Raw genomic sequence first — 24484 nt, 5'->3', positions numbered from 1 at the left:
CCTCCTAGTCTTTGTATAAGTTGTAAGATTTCATTGTATTTATATAGTAAATGCTTGCTATTAAAAAAATTAGGGCAATGATTAGGGGATAGAAATTTATTGGATTTAACACTTGAACAAATTTCCCTCCTTCTTTTACATAAGAAATATTTAAAAGACTTGCCATCCAAGCAAAAGGATTTATAAAAGAGAGAATTTCAGATGTAAGCATTGTTATTACTCCAGTAAGGCCTCCTACTATAGAAATAAATGATAGGGTGTAGACTTTTTTTGTTTTCATCTCTATTATCATAAAAAATCCCAAGAAAAATAAATTTATTATAATAGATGATAAATTTACAATTAAAAATCTTAAAATCATTTCATTATTAAAACTGAAATTTTTTGACTTCATTGCTAAAATAATAAAAGTTAAAGCTTCAATTATTTGTAAAAAAATTAGCCTAAGGGATAAATTTTTAAATTTATTAAGTAGAATAGAATTAACTTTTTCTCCAAGAATTATTTGCATCTGCCACATCTTGTTTTTTTCTTCAATTTCAAGTACCTTTTTTACAAGAGATGAAATGAGGATGGGATTTATTAGTAGAGATATTAATAAATATGTATCCATTATATAGGAAAGTGGGAGTTTACTTTCTAAAAAAGATTTTGAAAAACTTTGACCTGTTACTATTAACATTTGAGAGATAAAAACTATTAATATTAAAAAATTTATCCCAAGCCTTTTGAATTTTTTTCTTTCTAAGTTTTTCATTTTAAGACCTGCTTTCTTCAATAAATAATTTTTCAAGACTTTCTTTTTCTTCCTCAATCCTATAAATATCAAGCTTTCCATGTAAAAAGTTTACTATTTCTCCAATATCTTGGTTTGATTTTTTTCCTAAAATTATCTTTTTATCTTTTAAATAAGCTCCATCAAGATCTAAAAGCTCGATGGCTTTCTTGTTATCAGATGTAGCAATTGATATAAATGGAGGATGAAGACTTCTGTATTCTTCTAAGCTTCCATTGTAGGTTAATTTTCCATCTTTTAGAATACCAATGTGAGTTGAAATTTTTTCGATTTCATCAAGAATGTGTGAAGAAATTAGGATACTTGTGGAAGTATTTTTTATAATATTTTTAAATAAATTTCTCATCTCTTCAATTCCTTGAGGATCAAGACCATTAATCGGTTCATCTAAGATTAAAAGTTTGGGATTTCCAATTAAGGCTATGGCAATTCCAAGTCTTTGCTTCATACCTAAAGAATATTCTCTAGCTTTCTTTTTTCCTACATTTTTAAGACCAACAAGGTCTAAAGTTTTTGAAATTTCTTTTTTATCCACTCCCTTTAGGCTTGATATTATTTCTAGATTTTCATATCCTGTTAAATGGTCATAAAAGGAAGGATTTTCAATTAGACCACCAAGATTTTTATTGAAATCTTTTTGATTTTTTGAATTTAATTCGCATCCAAAAACTTTTATTTCTCCTCCATCTTTTTTTACAAGACCTAGTATAAGTTTCATAAGAGTGGACTTTCCTGCTCCATTTTTTCCAATTAATCCATAAATAGATTTTTCTTCTATTTCTAAAGAGTCTATATCTAAGACTTTCTTCTTATTGTATGATTTTTCTAAATTTTTTATTTCCAGTATTTTTTTCATAATTTCCTCCTAAATATAAAATAACAAAAATAGATAAAAATAAGCTTTTAAGAAGGTCACTTTTACATCACAAAATAAAATTAATTAAATATGTGGTGTATAATTAGCTTAACGAGGTGGGGAAATGAATTTTAGAGAAAATTGTAGTATTTTAGTCGTTGATGATGAAAAAAATTTATTAGAAAATTTATATAACTTTTTAAAAGACAAGGGTTTTAAAAAAATTTATACTGCTAAAAATTTAAAGGAATCGAGGTTTAAACTTGAAAATTTTAAAATTGACCTAATAGTTTTGGATTTAATGCTTCCAGATGGAAGCGGTTTTGACTTATTAAAGGAAGTAAGGAAAAATTCTGATTTAGCCGTTATAATTTTATCTGCCCTTGATGGAATAGATGACAGGAAAGAAGGCTTTGAAAACAAGGCTGATGATTATTTAGTAAAGCCATTTTTCCCTGACGAGCTTTTATGGAGAATTGATGCAGTTTTAAGAAGAAGTAAAAAAATAAAAAATGAAGAAAATATAAATTTAGGCAAGGTGATTTTTGATAAATCTAAGGGGGTTATTGAAAAAAATGGTGAAGAAATTCCTCTAACAGCTACACAATTTAAAATTTTAGATTACTTATGTGAAAATATAAATATGATAGTTTCAATTGATAGGATTTTAGATCATATTTGGAAAGATTCTTATGGCTATGAAAATACCTTAATAACTCACATATATAGGCTTCGTGAAAAGCTTGAGGATAATCCAAGAGATCCCAAAATTTTAATTACAATAAAGGGACTTGGTTATAAGCTTGTTAATAAGGAGTAGAAATGTTTGATTATTTTTTAAAAAGATTAAAAAAGATCACCCTTAGAATTTTGTTTTTGATGTTTTTTCTAATATTTTTATTTATGATTTTTCTCTACATTAATTACAAATTAAGCAATAAATATCCAAAACCTAATGATGTTTATTCTTATGTGGAGAAAAACAAAACTCAGACTTATCTGAATGAAAAAAATAAGAAATTTTTAAAAGAAAAAAATATTTGGTCCATAAGACTTGATAAGAATGGAAATGTTATAGAAAGTTTCAATAAACCAAAAAATCTTAAAGATAAATTTGAACTTATTGATGTTGCAAGATTTACTAGGTTTTATTTGTCTGACTATCCTGTTTTTACCTACATTGTTGGAGATGGTTTGATTTTATTTGCCTATCCAAAAAATTCTTTGGATAAATTTCCCTTCAATTATTATAATTACAAGAACCTTATTTTTAATTTTAAATTATTTATAATTTTTGCACTTTTGTTTTTCTTATTAGTTTATATTTTTTATAGGATTGATATTAAAAAAATCTTTAAAAATACCCTGCCATTTCAAAAAGCGATAGATAGGCTTTATGAAGATGATTATGAAAGCTTGGATGAAAATGGAGAATTAAAAGATTTGGCCATATCCATAAATAAGGCAAATGAAAAATACGATAATTTAAAAAAATCCCAAAATAAGTGGATTAGAGGCCTAAGTCATGATGTAAGGACTCCCCTTGCAAAAATTTCATGGGAGCTAAGTAAAGAAAATAAGGAAAATTTTGATATAGAAAATATGAAAGACCAAGTCCTAAAAATTTCAAATATCTTGGAGGGCTTAAATCTCACCTTATCACTTTCTAACATAGATAAAGAAAATTTTAGGGAAGAAAATCCTATAAAAGTAATTAGAAAACTTATAGTAGATAAATTAAATGAAAATCCAAACAGGGAAATTATCTTTGAAAATAAGGTGGAAGATAAAAATATTAATCTTAAAATGGATGAAAATTTGTTTATAAGGATGCTTGAAAATATTTTAAAAAACTCCCTAATTTATACAGATGGAAAAATTAAACTTACAATTTCAGATTCTAATGATAAGTTAGAAATCAAAATTATAGATCAAGGAAGGGGAGTATCTGAAAAAATAATAGAAAAAATTAATAAGGAAGATTTGACCGATGTTACAAGACATGGTTTGGGTCTTTTTATTTCAAAACAAATTGCAGAATTACATGGTGGAAAATTTATTATAAAAAACAAAAATAAGGGTCTTGAAGTATCTTTTTTGTTTTGAGTTTTTTTTCATTTTTTATGTTATACTTTTTAAAGAAACTAATGGGGGTGGTCTTGTGTGTGAAAATTTATATAAATATTCTGTGGTTTTAAAGGGCGTTTCTAAGTCTTTTGATGATGAAACTATTTTAAAATCTGTTGATTTGGAACTTGAAAAAGGAAAATTTTATACCCTTTTGGGTCCATCTGGTTGTGGGAAAACTACAATTTTAAATCTTATTGCTGGTTTTTTGGAACCGAATTCTGGAGAAGTTTATATAAATGGTGAAAATGTTTTGAATGTTCCTGCAAGTAAGAGAAAAGTTAATACGGTTTTTCAAAATTATTCTCTTTTTCCTCATATGAATGTTTTTGATAATGTTGCCTTTGGTCTTGAGATTAAAAAAACTGACAAAAAAATAATTAAAAAAGAGGTTGAAAAGGCTCTTGATATGGTTAATTTATCTGGTTTTGAAAAGCGTGAAATTTCTCAAATGTCTGGTGGGCAAAGACAAAGAGTTGCTATTGCTCGTGCTCTTGTGAATAAACCTGATGTGCTTTTATTAGATGAGCCCTTATCTGCTCTTGATATGAAGCTTCGTAAATCTATGCAAGTTTTGCTTCGTGATTTGCAGTGGGAGCTTGGAATAACTTTTGTTTTTGTAACTCACGATCAAGAAGAGGCTCTTGCTATGAGCGATTGGATTTTTGTTATGGATAAAGGTGAGATTGTCCAACAAGGAAGTCCAAAAGATATTTATGATGAACCAATAAATCGCTATGTTGCCCAATTTATTGGGGAAAGTAATATTTTGAAGGCTAGAATGGTTGATGATTATAAGGTTGAATTTTCAAATAAAATTTTTGCTTGTTCTGATGCTGGAATTCGTAAAAATGAAAGAGTTGAGGTTGTAATTAGACCTGAAGATATTAATGTCGTCCCAATTGATGAGGCAGATATTGTTGTAAATATTGATAATATTTTGTACAGGGGAGTTTTTAATGAGTTGATTTGTTTTGATTCTTCTGATTTTAAATGGAAAATTCATACTACAAGAATTTTTGAAGAGGGTGATGATATAGGTATTTCTTTTGACGCAGAAAATATCCACGTTATGCGTTATAACGAAAGCGAGGATGATTTTGATAAAAGAATTGAAAAATATGCAATAGGAGAAGATGATGGCTAAAAAATACCAAAAATTATCTGCAATTTATTATTTGTGGATTTTAATTTTTATAATTGCTCCAATCCTTCTTTTGGTCTACCAATCTTTTTTTGATATTTATGGAAATTTTACTTTAAACAATTACATTTCCTATTTCTCAAATAAAAATTATATGATTATGACCTTTAATTCTCTTTTTACTGCATTTTTAATTACAGCTTTTACACTTTTGTTGGCATATCCATTTTCTTATTTTTTATCAAAGACAAAAAATAAGGATTTTATCTTGCTTTTGGTAATTCTTCCAACTTGGATAAATTTGGTTTTAAAGACCTATGCTTTTATTGGACTTTTCAATAAGAATGGAAATATTATGGGATTTTTATCTCTTGCAAGTGAGGGGTTTTTGTTTACAAATCCTGCCTTTATTTTGGTTGCATCATATGTTGAGCTTCCCTTTATGATAATTCCAATTTTTAGGGCGATTGATTCTATTCCAAATGAATATATAATTGCAAGTGAAGATTTGGGGGCAAGTAAATTTCAAACATTTAGGAAAATAATCCTCCCACTTTCCATGGACGGAGTAATGGCTGCAAGTCAGGCAGTTTTTATTCCTTCCCTTTCACTTTTTCTTATAACAAGAATTATTGGAGGAAATAAAATTATAACTTTGGGAACTGCTGTAGAAGAACATTATTTGGTAACACAAAATTGGGGGATGGGATCGACAATTGGTCTAGTTTTGATTATTATGATGTTTGCAGTTATTTCTCTTTTAAATAAAAAGGCGGTTAAAGATGGAAAATAAAAAAAATAGACTTGGAAATTTGTATTTATTTTTTATATTTATAATAATGTATTTGCCCTTGGCTTTTTTGATTTTCTATTCATTTAATAGCGGGGGAAATATGAATGTTTTTGAAAGCTTTACATTAAAATATTATAAAAAAGTTTTTGAAGATGAAAGACTTATAAATATTGTAATAAATACCCTAATAATTGGACTTTTGTCGTCTTTGATAGCAACAATAATTGGAACACTTGGGGCAATTTCTATTTATTATATGAAAGATAAAAATTTAAAAAAGAAAGTTTTAAGCCTAAATTCAGTTTTGATGGTTTTGCCAGATGTTATGATGGGGGCTTCATTTTTGATTTTATTTTCTTTTTTATTAAAAATTCCCATGGGTTTTTACTCAGTCTTGCTCTCACATATTGCCTTTTCAATTCCGATAGTAGTTTTAATGGTTCTACCAAGACTCTACGCCCTAAATTCTGATATGATGAAAGCGGCGGAAGATTTGGGAGCAAATGATCTTACAATTTTAAACAAGATAATTCTTCCAAATATTGCAAGTGGAATATTTGCTGGATTTTTCATGGCACTAACTTATTCTTTGGATGATTTTGCTGTTACTTTTTTTGTAACAGGATCAGGATTTTCTACTCTTTCTGTAGAAATTTATTCGAGAGTTAGGACTGGAATATCTTTAGAAATAAACGCCCTTTCATCTATGATTTTTCTTTTGTCTTTACTTTTGGCTATAGGATATTATGTTATACAAAGTAGAGAAAGAAAAAGGAGGGCGAAATGAATAAGGTTTATAAATTTTTTATAGGAATATTAGCTCTTTGCCTTCTTTTGTTTCTTGGTCAAAAAAAATTAAATGAAAAAGAAAAAGATCAAGATTCAAAAAATATATATTTTTATAATTGGGGGGACTATATAGATCCTGATATTATAAAGGATTTTGAAAAAGAAACAGGCTATCACGTAATTTATGAAACTTTTGATTCAAACGAGGCCATGATGGCAAAAGTTGAGCAAGGAAAAACTTCCTATGACTTGGCTTTTCCTTCAGAATACACAGTTGAAATGATGAGAGATAAGAAACTTTTGAAAAAATTGGACCATTCAAAAATAAAGGGACTTGATAATATAGATCCTAGATTTTTAAATTTATCATATGATCCAAATAACCAGTATTCAATTCCGTATTTTTGGGGATCTTTTGGTATAATTTATAACAATAAAAAATACAAAGAAGAAGATTTCTCATCTTGGAAAAATTTGTGGGATCCTAAATTTGAGGGAGAAATCTTATCTTTTGATGGAGCAAGAGAAACTTTAGGAATTGGACTTTTAGCAAGGGGCAAATCTTTAAATGAAACTGATGAAAGAGTTTTAAGAGATACTAAAAATGACCTGGTTGGTTTTATGAAAAATGTAAAAGCGATACTTGCTGATGAGATTAGGATGTATATGGCCCAAGGTGAGGCTGATATTGGAATTACATTTTCTGGAGAAGCATCTATGGCAAAAGAAATTAATCCAAATCTTTCATATGCCATTCCAAAAGAAGGTTCAAATATTTGGTTTGATACTATGGTTATTCCAAAAACTTCCAAAAATACAAAAGGTGCTTATGCCTTAATAAATTATCTTTTAAGACCAGAAGTTGCAGCAAAAAATGCTGATTATGTTTGGTACCCAACTCCAAATAAAAAGGCCATGAAATATATTGATAAAGAAGCAAGAGCTGATAAAATACTGTATCCAGATGATGAATATATAGAAAAATTAGAAGTTTTTAAAAATCTTGGTAAGGAGAGGACAATCTTATACAATGATCTTTTTTTAGATTTAAAAATTTCTCCACAGTCAGATAATTAATAAATTCCTTGTCTAGAAATAGGCAGGGAATTTTATTATATAAAATTTAATTAATTAAAAAATATGAATATAGAAAAAAGATTGAAAAAAATGCAAAAAATCGGATTTAGTTTGGGTGATATTGGGTCAAATTATTCTTATGCCTTTATATAACGATTTATTACACAAATATTAAAGAGGGACAAAAATACAAAGATATCATAAGTTATTCTTATATACTATCACACGCCCTTCTTCCTCTAATCTCCTTATTTATATTTTATTTTTAGACCTTAAAAATTTAATAAGAAATATTAATTTAGATTTTTAAAATAAATTTTTTAAGGGTTTGTAATAATTTTTATCCTATGATATTCTTATTATGTATTTTGTTACTATATCAATTATAAAAAGCAATTTTTATTGTCCTTTTAATTGATTAAATTAAGCAAAAAATTTTATATGAAAGAGAAGAATATGGAAAAAAACAAATCACTTAACGGACTTTTTAGTTTTGATGGAGATGCAACTTTGAGAGAGTCCTTGCCTCTTGCTTTTCAACATGTAATAGCAATGATAGCAGGATGTATAACTCCAACTTTAATTTTTGCTGGAGCAGCAGGACTTAATCCTTCAGACACAATTATAATGATTCAAATTTCTCTTATAGGATCAGCCCTAACAAGCTTACTTATGATTTATCCTATAAAAAAAATAGGGTCAAAACTTCCCATGATTTTTGGAGTTTCCTTTTCCTATGTTCCAACTATGATTGCACTTTCAACTCAGTTTGGAGCAAGAGGACCCAAAGAAGTTGTTGCTATAGTTCTTGGGGCTCAAGTAATAGGAGGAATTTGTGCTGTACTTTTTGGACTTGGATTAAAATACATAATGCCACTTTTCCCACCCCTAGTTTCAGGAACTGTTGTTCTTGTAATTGGACTTTCACTTTATCCAATAGCAATTACAAATATTGGAGGAGCAGGAAGCGTAGATGTAGCTGGATGGGGAGCATGGCAAAATTGGCTTGTTGGAGGAATAACTTTAATTTTATCTCTAGGTTTTACTCATTTTGGAAAAGGAATGATAAAACTTGCTAATGTATTATTTGCAATAATAATTGGATACATAATTTCCTTATTTTTTAATATGGTTGATTTTACATCAGTAAGCCAAGCTGGATGGATATCTGTTGTTGAACCATTTCATTTTGGAATATCCTTTGAACCATCAGCAATTTTTTCAATCACAATTATATTTATAGTAACGGCCATAGAAGGAATAGGAGATATGACTTCAACAACTGTTGGAGGAATGAATAGAATTCCTTCAAAAAGAGAATTAAGCGGTGGTACTATCGGATTTGGTGCTGCAAATATATTTTTAGCAGCTCTAGGTTGCTTGCCAACATCAACATTTTCACAAAACGCAGGAATTGTATCAATAAATAAGGTTATAAATAAAAAAGTATTTACCCTAGCATCATTAATAATTTTAGTATCAGGACTTGTGCCAAAATTATCATCAATTCTAACAACAATCCCATATCCAGTTTTGGGAGGGGCAACCCTTTCAATTTTTGCTGCTATAACAATGAATGGGATTAGGATGATAACAAGTCAACCTCTTTCTGCAAGAAATACTTCAATTGTTGGAGTATCAGTAGCTCTTGGAATAGGATTTACATCAGTTGTATCAAGTGCACAAATTGCAGGAGTTTCATTTATGCCAGAAGGACTTTCAATTGCTATTGGGTCATCACCAGTTGTTCTTTCAACAATATCTGCAATATTAATGAATTTATTAATACCAGAAAAAGAAGAAGATAAGGCTAAAGAAGATTCATTAGAAAGTTTGGAACTAAAAGAGATAGAAAATTAAATAAAAAATTTAGGGATGTAAGATAATTTCATCCCTAAATTTTTATTTAAAATAGGAGAATAAATGTTAAAAGATAAAAAATATTATAATTTAGTAAAAAAACAATTAGATAAGGATAAAATATTAGAAAAATTTGAAAAAAATAATGGAAAGATTACAAATGTAATGGAAATTGATGTGGTAAATATTCCAGATAATGTAAAAATAGACCAAAAAGAAGATCATGATAATGGAATTTATGCTTTTGGGGTAAGTTTTTCAAATTTGAAACAAACTGCAGGTTTACTTTTAGATATAAAAGAATTTAAACCTTTATCACCTTTTTGGATTTTTAATCAAAATACAAAACAAAAAGATATAAGTCAAAATGATTTGAAATTTTTTATGGAAACTTTGGTGGAAAATATAGAAGATGGAAAAACGAATTTCCCAATATTTGTTTTTTATAATAGTAAAAATAAATTATCCATATCTCCTCAAGCTATAGATCCTTTGGAGATATTAAAAAAATAAGAAGTAATACTTCTTATTTTTTTGTACTTTTATCCAAAGTATACCTTATTTCCTTATAAAGTAGGGATAAAATATAAGCTCCTGTAAGCATATATAAATTAAAAGAAATAGACTTAAAACCTTTAAAATCATTGGCATCCATATCCAAAGATACCAAAACCATTGATAAAATCATAATTATAATAATAGTAAATATAACTGCAAGAAAAAATTGATTTTTATATTTATTTGATTTATATAAATCAAAATGATCTGAAAAAAGTAGGGTAACTAAAATAAAAGCTAAATCCCCGATTAAAAGCAATCCTCCACTCATATTAGTTTTTAAAAAATAAGCACCCATTGCTAAAAATAAAACTAATAATATAGATACTCTAAAAATATTAGGCTTAAAAATCTTGATTAATTTTTTTATCATAAAATCCTCCTAGGATAATAATATCATATGATAAAAACTTTAAAAATTATTTAGCATTTATTTTGGGTAGAAAATAAAATAGGAGGGATATATGGCGATTTTTGATAGAAAAAATGAAAAAGCATTTGAACAAATAGTTGATTATTATGAACTAGAAGATATAGAAAAAGAAGATTTAGAAATTATTTTTAATAATTCAAGTATGTTTTCTGGTGGTGGAATTAATGGATTGTATGCACAAAATTGGCTTATGATTAAACAGCTTGATAGACTTAATAAAAATATTGAAAAATTGATAGAAAATAAAAAAGATATATAAATAAAAAATACTAGAAAATTTATTAATTACTAAATTTTCTAGTATTTTTTCTATGTTTAAATTTCTAAGCTATAATAAGGTCTATTCCTTTATCTTCTATAATTTCTTTCCACTCATCATCTATTTTATCATCTGTTATGATCTTATCTATATCATCAAGTTCTACAAAATGAGTAGATTTTACTTGACCAAATTTAGATGAATCTATTAAAAGTATTACTTCTAGAGAATTTTTAATAATTATTTTTTTACTTTCAAGCTCATAAGAATTTTCACAAGTAAGTCCTAGTTTTGGATGAATTCCTGCAGCTGACAAAAAAAGTTTTGAAGCCCTTATATTTTTAATCATTTCTATACTAAATGATGATTCAATCATACCAGAATCTCTATGAAAACATCCTCCACCAATTATAAGATCTATTTTATCTTTAAACAATAAATTTATAAGATTATTTGATGAAAAAACTAAAGCTGTGTATTTTATATCATTTGTCATAGCTTGACTTAATTTCTCGGTTGTTGTACCGGTATCTATAATTATTATGTCATCTTCATTTATCATAGAATTTGCTTTTTGACCAATTAAATATTTTTCCCTATCTTTTATCATAGAATTTGTACCAAGACTATACTGATTATCTTCAATAGGATTATCTTTTCTTGAATTATAAACAATAGCTCCATGAAAAGTTTCAATAATATTTTTTTCTTCCAAAACTTTTACATCTCGTCTTATAGTCATATCAGAAACATTTAAAAAATTTGCAAGTTCTTTTACACTTGTTTCATTATTTTCTTTTATAATTGAAATTATTTTTTCTATCCTATCATCTTTTTTGCTCATATAGATCCCCTTAACTAATATTGTATTTATATCAGCCCTTGTTGTAGTTTTATATTATGTAGGAATTTTAGGTTTTATAGTATCAAAAATTGGCTGGGTTATAGGAAAAGTATTTAAAACATCAGAGGTTTAATCTTTTGTAGCAGTAGCAAATATATTTTTGGGACAAACAGATTCCCCAATACTTGTTGCAAAATATTTAAAAATGATGACAGATTCTGAAGTAATGCTTGTTTTAGTATCAGGTATGGGTTCTATGTCTGTATCAATAATTGCAGGATACATTGCTCTTGGAATACCAATGCAATCATTATTAATAGCATCAACTCTTGTTCCTATAGGATCAATTATTATTTCAAAAATTATTTGCCCACAAATAGAACAAGTTAAAGAACTTGGAGAAATAAAAATGGATAATAAGGGTAATAATGAGAATGTATTAGATGCCTTATCAGCAGGAGCTATGGATGGAATGAATATGGCCATGGTAATAGGTGCATTACTTATAGCAATTATTTCAATTGTAGCCCTTTTAAATGGAATACTAGGAGTTTACTATCATCAATGATAGTTGGAATATGGATGCTATTTTAAGGAGGAAATTATGAGAATAGTAGATATAATTGAAAAAAAGAAAAATAAAGAAGAATTAACAGATGCTGAAATAGGATATTGGATAGACGGAGTAACAGACGGATCAATTCCAGATTACCAAACATCAGCCCTATTAATGGCAATTGTATTAAATGGAATGACAGATCATGAAACAGCAAAACTTGCAGAAGCTATGATGAATAGTGGAGATGTAATGGATTTATCAGATATAGAAGGAATAAAATCTGACAAACATTCAACAGGAGGAGTAGGAGATAAAACATCAATTGCCCTTGGTGCAATAGTTTCAGCTTGTGGATTAAAACTTGCCAAAATGAGTGGAAGAGGCTTAGGTCATACTGGAGGAACTCTAGATAAATTAGAATCAATAGAAGGATTAAATGTCTTCTTAACAGAAGAAGAATTTAAAAAACAAGTAAATGAAATAGGATTTGCAATAATAGGACAAACTGGAGAATTAGTCCCAGCAGACAAAAAATTATATGCACTTAGAGATGTAACAGCAACAGTAAATTCAATTCCCTTAATCGCATCATCAATCATGAGTAAAAAACTTGCATCAGGATCAGATACAATTCTTTTGGATGTAAAATATGGTGAGGGTGCCTTTATGAAAACAAAAGAAGATGCTAAAAAATTAGCTAATGCTATGATAGCAATTGGTACAAAACTTGGAAGAAATACAAAGGCAATGATTACAGATATGAACCAACCTTTAGGAAATACAATAGGAAATGCCTTGGAAGTTAGAGAAGCGGTTGATACTGTAAAAGGACAAGGGCCAAAAGACTTTACAGAACTTGTAACAGTAGCAGGAGAAATAATGCTAATGCAAGCTGGAAAAGCTGAAAATAAAGATCAAGCAAGAAAAATGATCGAAGATGCTATAAATTCTGGAAAAGCATTTGAACAATTAAAGAAAATGGTAAAAAGTCAAGGTGGAAATGTTGATCAAATAGAAGATACATCTTTACTTCCACAAGCAAAATATAAAACAGAAATGAAAGCAAAAGAAGAAGGTTATATTGAACATATTCATTCAATGAATTTAGGAATTCTATCAATGAAACTTGGTGGAGGTCGTGAGAAAAAAGAAGACGATATTAACTATGCAGTAGGACTTGAAATGAATGTCAAAAAAGGTGACAAAATAAAAGAAGGTGACCTACTTTGTACAGTTTATCACGATCAAGAATTAACAGAAGAATGGATAGAAAGTTTCTATGATACTTTCTCATACACAAAAGAAAAAACAAATCCAATTCCAATAGTAGAAGAAATACTGGGTTAAACACAAAATAATATTAAATTATCCATATATAAATTATAAAAATTTTCCAAAAAATCCTAGCAGATAATATTTGCTAGGATTTTTAATTATAAATTTATATTTCAAATATAAAAATAATAGATTTTAAATTCTTTTAAGTATATTGATGGATATTTGCTATTTATTTTAGTAATTATTTTTAAAAATTTTAGAATTATTGAAATTAATTTCGTGAAATTAAAAAAATAATTTTTGAAAACGGGAAAACGAATTTGTTAATTCAATTTTTCGAAAGTAATTTCAAATTAATTATATTTATTGAAATTAAATTTATCATGTAATATACTGTAACCATCAAGGAGGTAGATATGACTGATATAGAGGAAATAAGTTCTATTAAAGGGAAATTAATAGTGTCATGTCAAGCCTTGCCAGATGAGCCTTTACACTCATCATTTATAATGGGAAAAATGGCAAAAGCTGCTAAGCAAGGTGGAGCAAAGGGTATCAGAGCTAATACTAGTGAAGATATTAAAGAAATTAAAAATGAAGTTGATTTACCAGTTATTGGTATTGTAAAAAAAGATTACGAAGATTCTAAAGTTTATATTACACCAACTATGGATGAAATTGATGATTTAGTTTCATCTAATGTAGAAGTAATTGCAATGGATGCTACAAAAGATTTAAGACCTGGTGAAATTGGAATCGATGAATTTTTTAAGGAAGTTAAGAAAAAATATCCAAATCAATTGTTTATGGCTGATTGTTCTACTGTTGATGAGGCTATAAATGCTGACAAACTTGGTTTTGATTTTATCGGAACGACCTTGGTTGGATATACTGACCAATCTAAAAATGATAAAATCGAAGAAAATGATTTCAAAATTCTTAGAGATATAATTAAAAATGTAAATAATAAAGTTATTGCTGAAGGAAATATTAATACACCTGAAAAAGCAAAGAGAGTGCTTGAGCTAGGCGCTTATAGCGTTGTTGTTGGTTCAATTATTACAAGGCCACAAGTTATAACTAAAAATTTTGCTAGTAAAATTGATGAATTAGAAAAATAAAAAATATTTAATAAAAGAAAGGGAAAATTATGAGAAATTTAGACAAATATAAGGGAGTTATTCCAGCATTTTATGCATGCTATGATGAAAATGGAGAAATTAGTCCTGAAAGGGTAAGAGAACTTACAAAATATCACATCAGTAAAGGTGTGAAGGGTGTTTATGTTAATGGTTCTTCTGGAGAATGTATTTACCAAAGTGTTGAAGATAAAAAAATTGTTCTTGAAAATGTAATGAAAGAAGCTAAGGGTAAGCTTACTGTTATTGCTCACGTAGCTTGCAACAATACAAAAGATTCTATGGAACTTGCAGCTCATGCTGAAAGTTTGGGTGTTGATGCTATCGCAGCTATTCCTCCAATTTATTTTAGACTTCCAGAATATTCTATTGCTTCATACTGGAATGATATTTCTTCTGCTGCACCAAATACTGATTTTGTAATTTATAATATTCCTCAACTTGCAGGAGTTGCTTTAACAGAGTCTTTGTTTAGTGAAATGAGAAAAAATCCTAATGTAATTGGTGTTAAAAACTCTTCAATGCCAGTTCAAGATATTCAAATGTTTAAACAAAATGCCGGAGATGATTATATAATTTTTAACGGACCAGATGAACAATTTATTTCAGGAAGACTTATTGGAGCTGAAGGAGCAATCGGTGGAACATATGGAGTAATGCCTGAATTAATTTTAAAAATGGATGAATGTCTAAAAAATAAAGATTTAGACAAGGCTCGTGAAATCCAATATGCTGTTGATTCTATAATTTATAAAATGTGCTCAGCTCGTGGAAATATGTATGCAGTTATCAAAGAAATATTAAGAATTAATGAAGATTTGGATATAGGCGGAGTTAGAAAACCTCTTGAAAACTTGATCGATTCTGATATGGAAATTGTAAAAGAAGCTTCCAAGATGATAAAAGATGCTAAGGATAAATATATAGATTAAGGTGAAAAAAATGCAGGGATTTACTAACATTGATTTAATAATATTAATAGTATATTTAGCAGCAGTATTATTTGCAGGCCTTCATTTCTCTAAAAAAGAAATGAAGGGCAAAGAATATTTTAAAGGTGACGGAACAGTACCTTGGTGGGTAACTTCAGTATCAATTTTTGCAACTCTTCTTAGTCCGATTTCATTTTTATCACTTGCAGGAAATTCTTATGCAGGAACTTGGATTATGTGGTTTGCACAACTTGGAATGCTAGTTGCAATTCCATTTACTATAAAATTTTTCTTACCAATTTATAGTAAACTTGATATAGATACAGCCTATCATTATCTTGAATTAAGATTTGACAGCAAGGGACTTAGAATTCTTGGTGCTATTATGTTTATAATCTACCAAGTTGGTCGTATGTCAATTATAATGTATCTTCCATGTATGGTTTTATCAAAACTTATGGGAATAAATGTAAATATTCTAATAATAATCATGGGAGTTATTGCAATAATTTATTCTTATACTGGTGGACTTAAATCAGTATTATGGACAGATTTCATCCAAGGATCAGTTTTACTTATTGGAGTAACATTTGGTTTATTTTATTTAATGGCAAATATTAACGGCGGATTTGGGGCAGTTGCAAATGAACTTTTCACAAACCACAAATTTTTAGCAGTAAACGAACCAATATTTGATGCAAATATATTTAGGGATTCAATATTTTTACTAATAGTTGGAGCAGGCTTAAACACAATAGGATCTTATGTTTCAAGCCAAGATATTGTACAAAGATTCACAACTACAACTGATACAAAAAAATTAAATAAAATGATGGTAACAAACGGTTGTCTATCAATTTTTATTGCAACAGTATTCTATCTTATAGGAACAGGACTTTTTGTATTTTATAAAGTTCAAGGTAATCCTTTACCTCCAGCAGCTCAACAAGATCAAATTTTCGCATCATGGATTGCTTTTGAGCTTCCAGTAGGATTTACCGGAATATTACTTGCAGCAATTTATGCAGCAAGCCAATCAACACTTTCAACTGGACTAAATTCAGTTGCATCAAGCTGGGCTTTGGATATTCAATCAAGTGTGAAAAAAGATTTAAGTTTTGAAAAACAAACAAAAATTGGTCAAAAAGTTTCATTAGTAGTGGGGATTTTTGCAATAATTGTTTCAATGATCTTGGCAAATGGAGATATAAAATCAGCCTACGAATGGTTTAATGGATTTATGGGTCTTGTTTTGGGAATACTTGTAGGAACCTTTATACTTGGAGCCTTTACAAAAACTGCAAATAAATTTGGGGCAACACTTGCCTTTATTGCAGCAAGCGGCGTTATGATTTATATAAAATATTTTGTAGATCCAGCAAAAATTTCTTTCTGGTCATACTCAATTATATCAATATTAGTTTCTTTGGTAGTTGGACTTATTGGATCAGCAATTTACAACAAAGTTAAGGGCAAAGAAACTATATTACCAAAAAATACAACAATTTATAATCAAAATTAGGGGTAAAAATGATATTTGGAAATATAAAAAATTTAGAAGAGTTTGATTATTTAAGTGATCAAATTAAAGAATGTTTTGAATTTTATAAAAATAATGATATGAAAAAAATGGAAAAAGGGACTCATCCTATAAAAGGCGAAGATATTTTTGTAAATATTGTAGAATATGAGACAACAAGTCCTGAAAATAGGTTTTGGGAAGCTCACAAAGATTATTTAGATCTTCACTTAATGCTTGATGGAACTGAACAAATTGATTTAAATTTTATCGACAATATGGACTTGGGTCCTTATAAAAAAGAAGATGATTATCAAGCAATGGAAGGCGAAAAAAATTCATCAGTAATTTTAAATGAGGGAGATTTTCTAATTTGTTATCCTAATGATTCTCATATGACAGCCATAGAAGTTGATAATCCACAAAAAATTAAAAAAGCAATTTTTAAAATTAAATTATAGGATATAATAGAGGCAGTGTGATGAGCATTTGCCTCTTATTTTAAAGGAGAAATTATGAAAAAATATATTAGTATAGATATAGGTGGAACAGCTATAAAATATGGTCTTATTGATGATAAAGCAAATATTTTGGAAAATGACCAAATAAAAACAAATGCCCAAAAAGGAGGAGATCATATTCTAAATGAAGTTATAAAAATTGTAGATAACTTTGTAAAGAAAAATCAAAATGATCAAATAATGGGAGTTTGTATTTCAACAGCAGGTGTAGTTGATACAATAAAGGGATCAATTTATCACGCATCAGATCTAATACCTAATTATATAGGAATAAATTTTAAAAAGGCAATAAAAGAAAAATTTTCTTTGTCTTGCCAGGTTGAAAATGATGTAAACTGTGCAGGATATGCTGAATATAAATCAGGAGCTTCAAAAGATAGTAAAGTTTGTTTGACTCTTACAATTGGAACAGGAATTGGTGGATGTGGAATAGTTGATGGAAAAATAATCCATGGGGCAAATGGTTCTGCTTTTGAGGTTGGATATATGAATATAAATGGTGATAAATTTGAAAATTTAGGATCAGCAAAAACTTTGGTTGAAAAAGTTTCTAAGAAAAAAAATGAAGAATTATCTTTATGGGATGGAAAAAAAGTTTTCGAAAATGCAAAAAATGGAGATCAAATTTGTATAGAGGCAATTGATGAAATGTGTGATGTTTTGGGACTAGGAATAGCAAATTTATCCTATATGTTAAATCCAGATACGGTTGTACTTGGAGGAGGCATTATGGCTCAAGAAGAATATTTGAAAAAAAGAATTGAAGAAAAAATCTCTTTATATTTAGAAAAAAGATTTTTTGATAAGCTAAGCCTAAAATTTGCCAAACATAAAAATCAAGCAGGAATCTTGGGAGCTTATTATAATTTTAGAGATTTAGAAGAAAAATAGGAGAATATTTTGGACTATTATAATAAATCTGTTGTAGAAATAATAGAATCAAATTATGATAATTTTACAGAAGTTGAAAAAAACGTAGCCGATTTTTTTATTCATAATAATAAAAGAGATGATTTTTCAAGCAAAAGTATAGCAGAAAAACTATTTGTATCTCAGGCTTCTCTTTCAAGATTTGCACAAAAATGTGGATTTAGAGGATATAGGGAATTTATTTATCAATATGGTCAAGATTTTGTAGAAAAAAACGAAGATATAAATGGAAATGTAAGCCAAGTTTTAAACACTTATCAAGAATTATTAAACAAAACTTACAGCCTAATAGATGAAAATCAAATAAAAAAAGTAATAAAATATATAAGCCAGGCACATAGAGTTGTAGCTTGCGGAAAAGGATCATCAGGACTTGCGGCAAATGAAATGGAACTTAGATTTATGAGAATTGGAGTTAATATAGATTCCATAACAGATTCTGACCAAATGAAAATGAGAGGGGCTTTTCATGATGAAGATTCTCTAATTTTTGGACTTAGTATAAGCGGAAATACAAGTGAAGTTATGCTTTTTCTATCACAAGCTCGTGCAAAAAATGCAAAAACAGTTCTTATAACTTCACAAGTTAGAGAGTCATACCAAGATTATTGTGATGAAGTTATCCTAGTTCCATCACTTAAGCATTTAGATTATGGAAATGCGATAAGTCCACAATTTCCAATATCTATAATGGTGGATATCTTGTATTCGTTTTTTGTAAAAGAAGATAAAAATACTAAAGAAAAACTTCACGGCGATACCCTAAAAGCCTTGGGAACCGAATAATTTAAAAAATATTTATCGGTCAAATTTCTTGACAATTTCTACTTTTAAAATATCCTAAATATAGGTGATAAAATGATTAAAGAAAAAATAATAGAAAATATAGGAATAATTTATTTAGACAAAAAAGAAGTAATAAATGCCCTAAATTTAGAAATGGTCAAGAATATAGAAAAAACCCTCAAAAAATGGGAAAATGATGATAAAATAAAAGCTGTTTTATTTGATTCACTTTGCCAAAAAGGATTTTGTGCGGGTGGAGATTTAAAAACAATTTACAATGATTATCTTTTAAATAATCACTGTCAAAACAAGGATGAATTTTATGAAGAAGAATTTATCCTAGATAAGTACGTAAAAGATTACAAAAAACCAATTATTAGTCATTATTTTGGAATAGTTATGGGAGGGGGAATAGGTCTTACCATAAATTCTGATTTTATAGTTTGTGATGAAAGTGTAAATTGGGCTATGCCAGAAACAAGATTGGGTTTTGTTCCAGATGTTGGAGTTTGTTGGCATATTTCAAAACTTCCTCAATCACTTGGCCAATATCTAGGTCTTTGTGGAGAAAGTTTAGAAAGTTCGGATTTGATAAAATATAATTTGGCTAATCTTTATTTAGATTCAAATAATTATCAAGAATTTTTAGATATTTTAATAGACTTATCAAAAAATTATGAAGGTGAAAAATTACTAGATGAATTAAAACTTAATACAGAAAAATTGAAATTAGAAAATAAAATTTCTAAAGTTGATAAAAATATGGAAAAAATAGAAAAATATTTTTCCTATGATAGCCTTGATGAGATTCTTGAAAGTTTAAAATCAAATAAAGAAGATGAATTTGCACAAAAAACTTTGGAAAATCTTAAAGAAAGATATATTTTTATGTTACAGGTTCAATTTGAGAAATATTTTGCTTGCAAAAATTTAAGCAAGGATCAAGTCTTTGATCTCGATTTAAAAATATTAAAATATGCGAGAAAAACAGGTTCAATGCAAGAAGGAATAAGATCTTTGATAATTGATAAAGAAAGTGCTAATTGGAAAGAAAAATCACTTGATCAAGTTTCAAAAGAAAAAATAAAAGAACTTTTAGAAATAGAAAAATTATATAAATAAAGATAAACTTAGGATAAAACCTAAGTTCAGAGAGTATACAAACCCTCAAGCACGAATATCGGACTTCAAAAATTGTTGATTTCTAAATTCCAAAATTCTAAAAACGCAAACTCGCTAACGCTCAAAAAGTGCGTTTTTTTGACGAATTTTAAAATTTGAAATCAAATCAACTTTTTCCGTATGATATTCTTAGCATGAGGATTTGTATACTTTATCAACAGTCTGGCTTAGGATAAAACCTAAGTTTATTTTTTTTGGGATTTTCTAAGTTGATTAAAAAAATTATAAGTTATATACTAATAAAAATAACAAAAAGGAGAAAGTATGGACGTATTATTAGTAATTGATTTGCAAAATGATTTTGTGGATGGAGCGCTAGGAAATGAAGGTAACGAAAAAATAGTAGAACCTATAGAAAAATTAGTAGAAAATTTTGATGGAGAAGTAATTTTTACAAGAGATAGCCATGATGAAAATTATTTACAAACACTTGAGGGATCACATCTACCGGTGACCCATTGTATAAAAAATACTAAAGGTTGGGAGATTAGAATTGATACAAAAAATAATAAAATAATTGATAAACCATCATTCGGCTCTTATGAACTTGTAGAATATTTAAAAAAATTAAATGAAAAAGAAAAAATAGAAAATATCTATATGACAGGAATTTGTACTGATATTTGTGTATTATCAAATGCAATTTTAATAAAAAATGCACTTTTGGATACGGAAGTTAAAGTATATGAAAATTTGTGCAAGGGCACAAATGAAAAAAATCATCAAACTGCCCTTGAAGCAATGAAATCTTGCCAAGTAATTGTTAGTAAATATCCAGAAAATAAGTGATTTAATTTTGATGTTAATAAAAACTATAGAAAAATTACAAAGTAAAAATTTGAAACAAAATATTTATGGAAAAAGACTAGAATTTATAAATAATTAAAAAAATCAGGGGATATTATATTACCCCTGATTTTTCATCTTATTTTTTCTTTTTGAAAAATGCTACTAGTGCTGCAATTACTACAATTGCTCCTATTATTAATCCTTTATTTGATTTTTTATCAGATTTTTTCTCATCTTTATTTTCGTTTGAGTTATCGTTAGATTCTGTTTTTTCTTCTTTATTGTCTTTATTTTCAGATTTTTCACCGTCATTCTTATAATTCAAAGAAGTTTTTTCTGTTTCGAATACATAAGAATCACTGTCTTCTTTAACTTCGATTTTAGAATCTTTTGCATCAAATGTAGGTTGTTTTTCAAATCCTTTTTTAGGAACTGAAATTTTTACTGGATTATTTATTTTTTCTACAGTATTTCCGTAATTATCTACTATATCGATTTTTCCACCTTTTCCATCTTCATTTGCTTCTATATTAAGATTTAAAGCAGTTTCGTTAGTATCTTTTGGAACCTCCATAGTAGTGTTAGTGAAGTTTTCTGTATCACGTCTTCCGTAGAAAGTATATTCGTAGTCATTTTCTTTTAAATAATCTTTATATTTTCCTTCTAGATCTTTATTAAATCCTTTTAATAAATCAAATGCTTTCTTGGCATTTTCATTATTTGTTTTTGTAGGATCATTTTCTCCTGAAATTTTTGTATTAGCTATTTGTTCTTTTTCAAATTTGTCAATTTCTTGAGATATATCTTTCATAAATTCATCTCTATTTGCTTCTACCATATGAAGTGTATCCATTGCCATCCAATAATGAGATTTATCTTTTTCAGGATCATTTGTTTCATTTTTAACTTCATCAATTGCATCTTCTTGGTTTGGATAGTATGCAAGGTATGGTTGAACTAATGGAGAACCAAGTGTTAACCACATTACTCCAGGATTTGTTGCTTCAGCATCTTTAGGAATTTGGAAGATATGAGATTCCATTGTATTTCTATTTCCTATTGGATAAGTTTCATCTCTTCCTCTGTCATTTGCCTCTATGTCAAAATTTTCTAATCTGTTTCTTGTAAAGTCCATTACATTTTTAACAGAAATTGAACCTTTTTTAGCATCTTGTAAAAATTCGTAAGTTTTTGTATCCATGTCAACTTTAGAATCTGGATTTAAGAATTTAATTCCTGATGCAACTCTTGAACGATTTGATGGAGAGAAATCTTTCTCGGCATAAGATTTAGCTAAATCTATAACTCTTTCATCTTCATTTCCTTGGAAAGTTTTGGCTTTTTTAGCTGTATCGAAAATTGTCTTTGAATAAAGATAGTTTCCATCTTCGCTCATTATATAATTTTCACTTTCCTCACCTTTTGTAAGTTTTGATTCATTTAACCAGAAAGTATTTGGGAAAACTGAGAATTTATCTTTTGGATATTTCATTGCAACAAATTCATGTCCTGAATAAATTTCTACATACCAAGTATTTGTATTATCAGAAACTACTAGAGCATTACCTTCAGCAGCGCCTTTTGTAGCAACTTCATTAGCTATTAATTTTACAGCATCTAAGGCATTATCAGAACTTGATAAAACAACAGTTGTAATTATTGCTTCACTAATTCCTATAGGATCTCCTTCATTTGCTCCGTCAAGATATGGATCAACTTTTTGTATATCTTCGTTTGCTGATGCTGAAACTGTCATATCAGCTATAAGACCTTTTTCATTGTATCCAGCTTCATCAAATAATCCGTATTCTGGTGTTGTATCACTTATTGAAGTAAAACGATAGGAATCATGTGGAAGTTTGTATTCGTAACCACCTTTTTCAGCATAAGAAACGTCTGTAAGTTTTTCGTCTTTTTTATACTTACCAGCTTCGTTTATTTTATAAACTTTGTTGTGGTTTATTTCCAAATCCTCTGTACGACCAAAAATAGTAGAACCATCTTCAGTCAAATCGCTACCAACTATAACGCCTGTACAAGCTTTTGCAGGTAAGGCAAGGGCAGTAAATAAAAATACTGCTACAAATATTGAAACACATAATTTATTAAATATTTTCATAGTGTACCTCCGACTTTTATTATAGAACATTAAACAAGAATAGACAAACGTTAACACAATAAAATTGATATAATTTATCATAATATTGTGAAAAAGAAATACTAATTGGCAAATATTTATTAAAAATTATAATTTTTTGAAAAATCTGGAAATTTTTTGTGAAAATATTTCCTTATTGAAGAAAAAATATCTTTAATGTATAATAAATACAATTGATTATGATGAGGTGATTTTATGAAAAAGAATAAAAAATTGATAGGAACTTTTTTAGCTTTAGCTTTAATTTTTTCGTCTTGTTCTAATAAAAATGAAAAAAAACAAAATATAGATTCGAAAAGCTTCTCTTCAAGTGAAAATATTTCAAATGAGAAAAAATCAAATATTGACAAAAAAGATCAGGGGAGAATTTTAGATGGATCAATTAATTCTGAAATTTTAAAACAAAATTGGAAATATAAGGTTTATCTACCAAATGGATATAAGGAAAAAGGCAAAGAAAAATACCCAGTATTATATATGCTTCATGGAATGGGAGAAAACTCTTCATTAATACTCGAAAAATCAAATACAAAAAATGTACTTGATAAAATAATGAAAGATAAAAAAGAAAAGATGATTGTAGTTTTTGTAGATGGATTTTCTTCATTTTATGTAGATAGTGATTATGATAAAAAAATGGAAAGCGCAATCAAAGATGAACTTATAAATGAAATTGACAATAAATATAAGACAAAATCTGACAAAGATAATAGGGCAGTAGGTGGGTTTTCTGTAGGAGGATATGGAGCAGCAAGTCTTAGTCTTAGAAATCCTGACTTATTTTCAAAAGCACTTTTAATATCACCAACGCTTTGGGAAAAACTTGATAAAGATAGCTTAATTAGAAGAAATTACAGGGCTTTTTCTGATGGAAAAGAAATTTGGTCAGACCAAGTATATAAAGAAAAATTCCCTGCAAATTTTATAAATGAGAATACAAAAGATATGAATTTTTATATAAGATCTAGCGAGGGAGATACAACAATAAAAATTTCTGATATCGAAAATTTCAACAAGAAACTTGAACAAGCTGAAATAAATACTGAATTTAAAAAAGATGGAAAAGAATTTGAACATAATTGGGATTATTGGAACAAAATTACAGAAGAATCTTATTTATGGGTTCTAGACCAATTTAATAAATAATTCTTATAA

At 28.0% G+C, this 24484-nt stretch carries 25 protein-coding genes; 20 read left to right on the top strand and 5 right to left on the bottom strand.

Annotated features, from left to right (window positions below; genetic code table 11):
- Nucleotides 1-4: 4 nt before the first annotated feature.
- Together ASHG_RS05610 and ASHG_RS05605 are read right to left on the bottom strand one after the other, a co-directional pair.
- Entirely contained in the window at nt 5-757 is a 753-nt protein-coding gene (locus tag ASHG_RS05610; protein ID WP_040398417.1) for an ABC transporter permease, read from the bottom strand.
- A 1-nt stretch (nt 758) separates the two neighbouring features.
- Nucleotides 759-1652 carry an ABC transporter ATP-binding protein gene (locus ASHG_RS05605; protein WP_040398083.1) on the bottom strand — a complete coding sequence of 298 codons (894 nt, stop codon included), beginning with the start codon at nt 1650-1652 and terminating at the stop codon, nt 759-761.
- Nucleotides 1653-1776: 124 nt separating this feature from the next.
- Here ASHG_RS05605 and ASHG_RS05600 point away from each other — a divergent pair, with 124 nt between their 5' ends.
- From ASHG_RS05600 to ASHG_RS05565, 8 genes are all read left to right on the top strand, one after another.
- Nucleotides 1777-2472 (top strand): response regulator transcription factor, encoded by a 696-nt coding sequence (locus tag ASHG_RS05600; protein WP_040398082.1) that lies wholly within the window; start codon nt 1777-1779, stop codon nt 2470-2472.
- A 2-nt stretch (nt 2473-2474) separates the two neighbouring features.
- Complete coding sequence (locus tag ASHG_RS05595; protein ID WP_040398081.1) at nt 2475-3758, top strand: sensor histidine kinase; 1284 nt, start codon at nt 2475-2477, stop codon at nt 3756-3758.
- 55 nt (nt 3759-3813) lie between these two features.
- Nucleotides 3814-4926, top strand: a complete 1113-nt coding sequence (locus tag ASHG_RS05590) for an ABC transporter ATP-binding protein (RefSeq protein WP_040398415.1) — start codon at nt 3814-3816, stop codon at nt 4924-4926.
- Nucleotides 4919-5716 carry an ABC transporter permease gene (locus tag ASHG_RS05585; RefSeq protein ID WP_040398080.1) on the top strand — a complete coding sequence of 266 codons (798 nt, stop codon included), beginning with the start codon at nt 4919-4921 and terminating at the stop codon, nt 5714-5716. The genes ASHG_RS05590 and ASHG_RS05585 overlap by 8 nt, the downstream gene beginning before the upstream one ends.
- Nucleotides 5706-6503 carry an ABC transporter permease gene (locus ASHG_RS05580; RefSeq protein WP_040398079.1) on the top strand — a complete coding sequence of 266 codons (798 nt, stop codon included), beginning with the start codon at nt 5706-5708 and terminating at the stop codon, nt 6501-6503. Before ASHG_RS05585 ends, ASHG_RS05580 begins: the two co-directional genes overlap by 11 nt.
- Nucleotides 6500-7582, top strand: coding sequence for an ABC transporter substrate-binding protein (locus tag ASHG_RS05575; protein ID WP_040398078.1), 1083 nt, complete (start codon nt 6500-6502; stop codon nt 7580-7582). The genes ASHG_RS05580 and ASHG_RS05575 overlap by 4 nt, the downstream gene beginning before the upstream one ends.
- A 456-nt stretch (nt 7583-8038) precedes the next feature.
- Nucleotides 8039-9442 (top strand): uracil-xanthine permease family protein, encoded by a 1404-nt coding sequence (locus tag ASHG_RS05570; protein WP_051145887.1) that lies wholly within the window; start codon nt 8039-8041, stop codon nt 9440-9442.
- Nucleotides 9443-9505: 63 nt separating this feature from the next.
- Nucleotides 9506-9955, top strand: coding sequence for a hypothetical protein (locus tag ASHG_RS05565; protein ID WP_040398076.1), 450 nt, complete (start codon nt 9506-9508; stop codon nt 9953-9955).
- A 13-nt stretch (nt 9956-9968) separates the two neighbouring features.
- Here ASHG_RS05565 and ASHG_RS05560 read toward each other — a convergent pair whose 3' ends face one another.
- A complete protein-coding gene (locus ASHG_RS05560) occupies nt 9969-10373 on the bottom strand; it encodes a hypothetical protein (protein ID WP_040398074.1) in 405 nt (134 codons plus the stop codon).
- Between the two features lie 91 nt (nt 10374-10464).
- Between ASHG_RS05560 and ASHG_RS05555 the strand changes: the two genes are divergently transcribed.
- Nucleotides 10465-10692: a hypothetical protein gene (locus tag ASHG_RS05555; protein ID WP_040398072.1), complete on the top strand. Its 228-nt coding sequence runs from the start codon at nt 10465-10467 to the stop codon at nt 10690-10692.
- Nucleotides 10693-10756: 64 nt separating this feature from the next.
- Here the strand turns inward: ASHG_RS05555 and ASHG_RS05550 are convergent, their stop codons facing one another.
- Complete coding sequence (locus ASHG_RS05550; protein WP_040398071.1) at nt 10757-11536, bottom strand: DeoR/GlpR family DNA-binding transcription regulator; 780 nt, start codon at nt 11534-11536, stop codon at nt 10757-10759.
- A 160-nt stretch (nt 11537-11696) separates the two neighbouring features.
- Here ASHG_RS05550 and ASHG_RS05545 point away from each other — a divergent pair, with 160 nt between their 5' ends.
- The 10 genes from ASHG_RS05545 to ASHG_RS05500 all read left to right on the top strand — a co-directional run bounded on the left by ASHG_RS05545 (nt 11697) and on the right by ASHG_RS05500 (nt 21171).
- Nucleotides 11697-12104, top strand: coding sequence for a nucleoside transporter C-terminal domain-containing protein (locus tag ASHG_RS05545; protein WP_244264255.1), 408 nt, complete (start codon nt 11697-11699; stop codon nt 12102-12104).
- Between the two features lie 36 nt (nt 12105-12140).
- Nucleotides 12141-13442, top strand: a complete 1302-nt coding sequence (locus tag ASHG_RS05540) for a pyrimidine-nucleoside phosphorylase (protein WP_040398070.1) — start codon at nt 12141-12143, stop codon at nt 13440-13442.
- Nucleotides 13443-13789: 347 nt separating this feature from the next.
- The gene (locus ASHG_RS05535) at nt 13790-14494 is read left to right on the top strand and encodes an N-acetylmannosamine-6-phosphate 2-epimerase (protein WP_040398069.1); all 705 of its coding nucleotides are present in this window, start codon (nt 13790-13792) and stop codon (nt 14492-14494) included.
- Nucleotides 14495-14523: 29 nt separating this feature from the next.
- Nucleotides 14524-15444 carry a dihydrodipicolinate synthase family protein gene (locus tag ASHG_RS05530; RefSeq protein WP_040398068.1) on the top strand — a complete coding sequence of 307 codons (921 nt, stop codon included), beginning with the start codon at nt 14524-14526 and terminating at the stop codon, nt 15442-15444.
- A gap of 10 nt (nt 15445-15454) precedes the next feature.
- Entirely contained in the window at nt 15455-16966 is a 1512-nt protein-coding gene (locus ASHG_RS05525; RefSeq protein ID WP_040398067.1) for a sodium:solute symporter family protein, read from the top strand.
- Nucleotides 16967-16974: 8 nt separating this feature from the next.
- The gene (locus ASHG_RS05520) at nt 16975-17424 is read left to right on the top strand and encodes a NanQ anomerase/TabA/YiaL family protein (RefSeq protein ID WP_040398066.1); all 450 of its coding nucleotides are present in this window, start codon (nt 16975-16977) and stop codon (nt 17422-17424) included.
- 54 nt (nt 17425-17478) lie between these two features.
- On the top strand, nt 17479-18375 hold the full coding sequence (locus ASHG_RS05515; protein WP_040398065.1) for an ROK family protein: 897 nt from the start codon (nt 17479-17481) through the stop codon (nt 18373-18375).
- A 9-nt stretch (nt 18376-18384) separates the two neighbouring features.
- Complete coding sequence (locus ASHG_RS05510; protein WP_040398063.1) at nt 18385-19200, top strand: MurR/RpiR family transcriptional regulator; 816 nt, start codon at nt 18385-18387, stop codon at nt 19198-19200.
- A gap of 72 nt (nt 19201-19272) precedes the next feature.
- Entirely contained in the window at nt 19273-20322 is a 1050-nt protein-coding gene (locus tag ASHG_RS05505; RefSeq protein WP_040398061.1) for an enoyl-CoA hydratase/isomerase family protein, read from the top strand.
- A 324-nt stretch (nt 20323-20646) separates the two neighbouring features.
- Entirely contained in the window at nt 20647-21171 is a 525-nt protein-coding gene (locus tag ASHG_RS05500) for a cysteine hydrolase family protein (RefSeq protein WP_040398060.1), read from the top strand.
- A 136-nt stretch (nt 21172-21307) separates the two neighbouring features.
- On the opposite strand, the gene ASHG_RS05495 is transcribed toward ASHG_RS05500, so the two are convergent.
- The gene (locus ASHG_RS05495) at nt 21308-23290 is read right to left on the bottom strand and encodes a C69 family dipeptidase (protein ID WP_040398059.1); all 1983 of its coding nucleotides are present in this window, start codon (nt 23288-23290) and stop codon (nt 21308-21310) included.
- A 234-nt stretch (nt 23291-23524) separates the two neighbouring features.
- Between ASHG_RS05495 and ASHG_RS05490 the strand changes: the two genes are divergently transcribed.
- Entirely contained in the window at nt 23525-24475 is a 951-nt protein-coding gene (locus ASHG_RS05490) for an alpha/beta hydrolase (RefSeq protein ID WP_040398057.1), read from the top strand.
- Nucleotides 24476-24484: the final 9 nt, after the last annotated feature.

The organism is Anaerococcus senegalensis JC48, from assembly GCF_000321005.1.
GTDB classification, from domain to species: Bacteria; Bacillota; Clostridia; order Tissierellales; family Peptoniphilaceae; genus Anaerococcus; species Anaerococcus senegalensis.
Note: the sequence above shows the minus strand (reverse complement) of the source record. Positions and strands in the feature narration are given on the sequence as shown.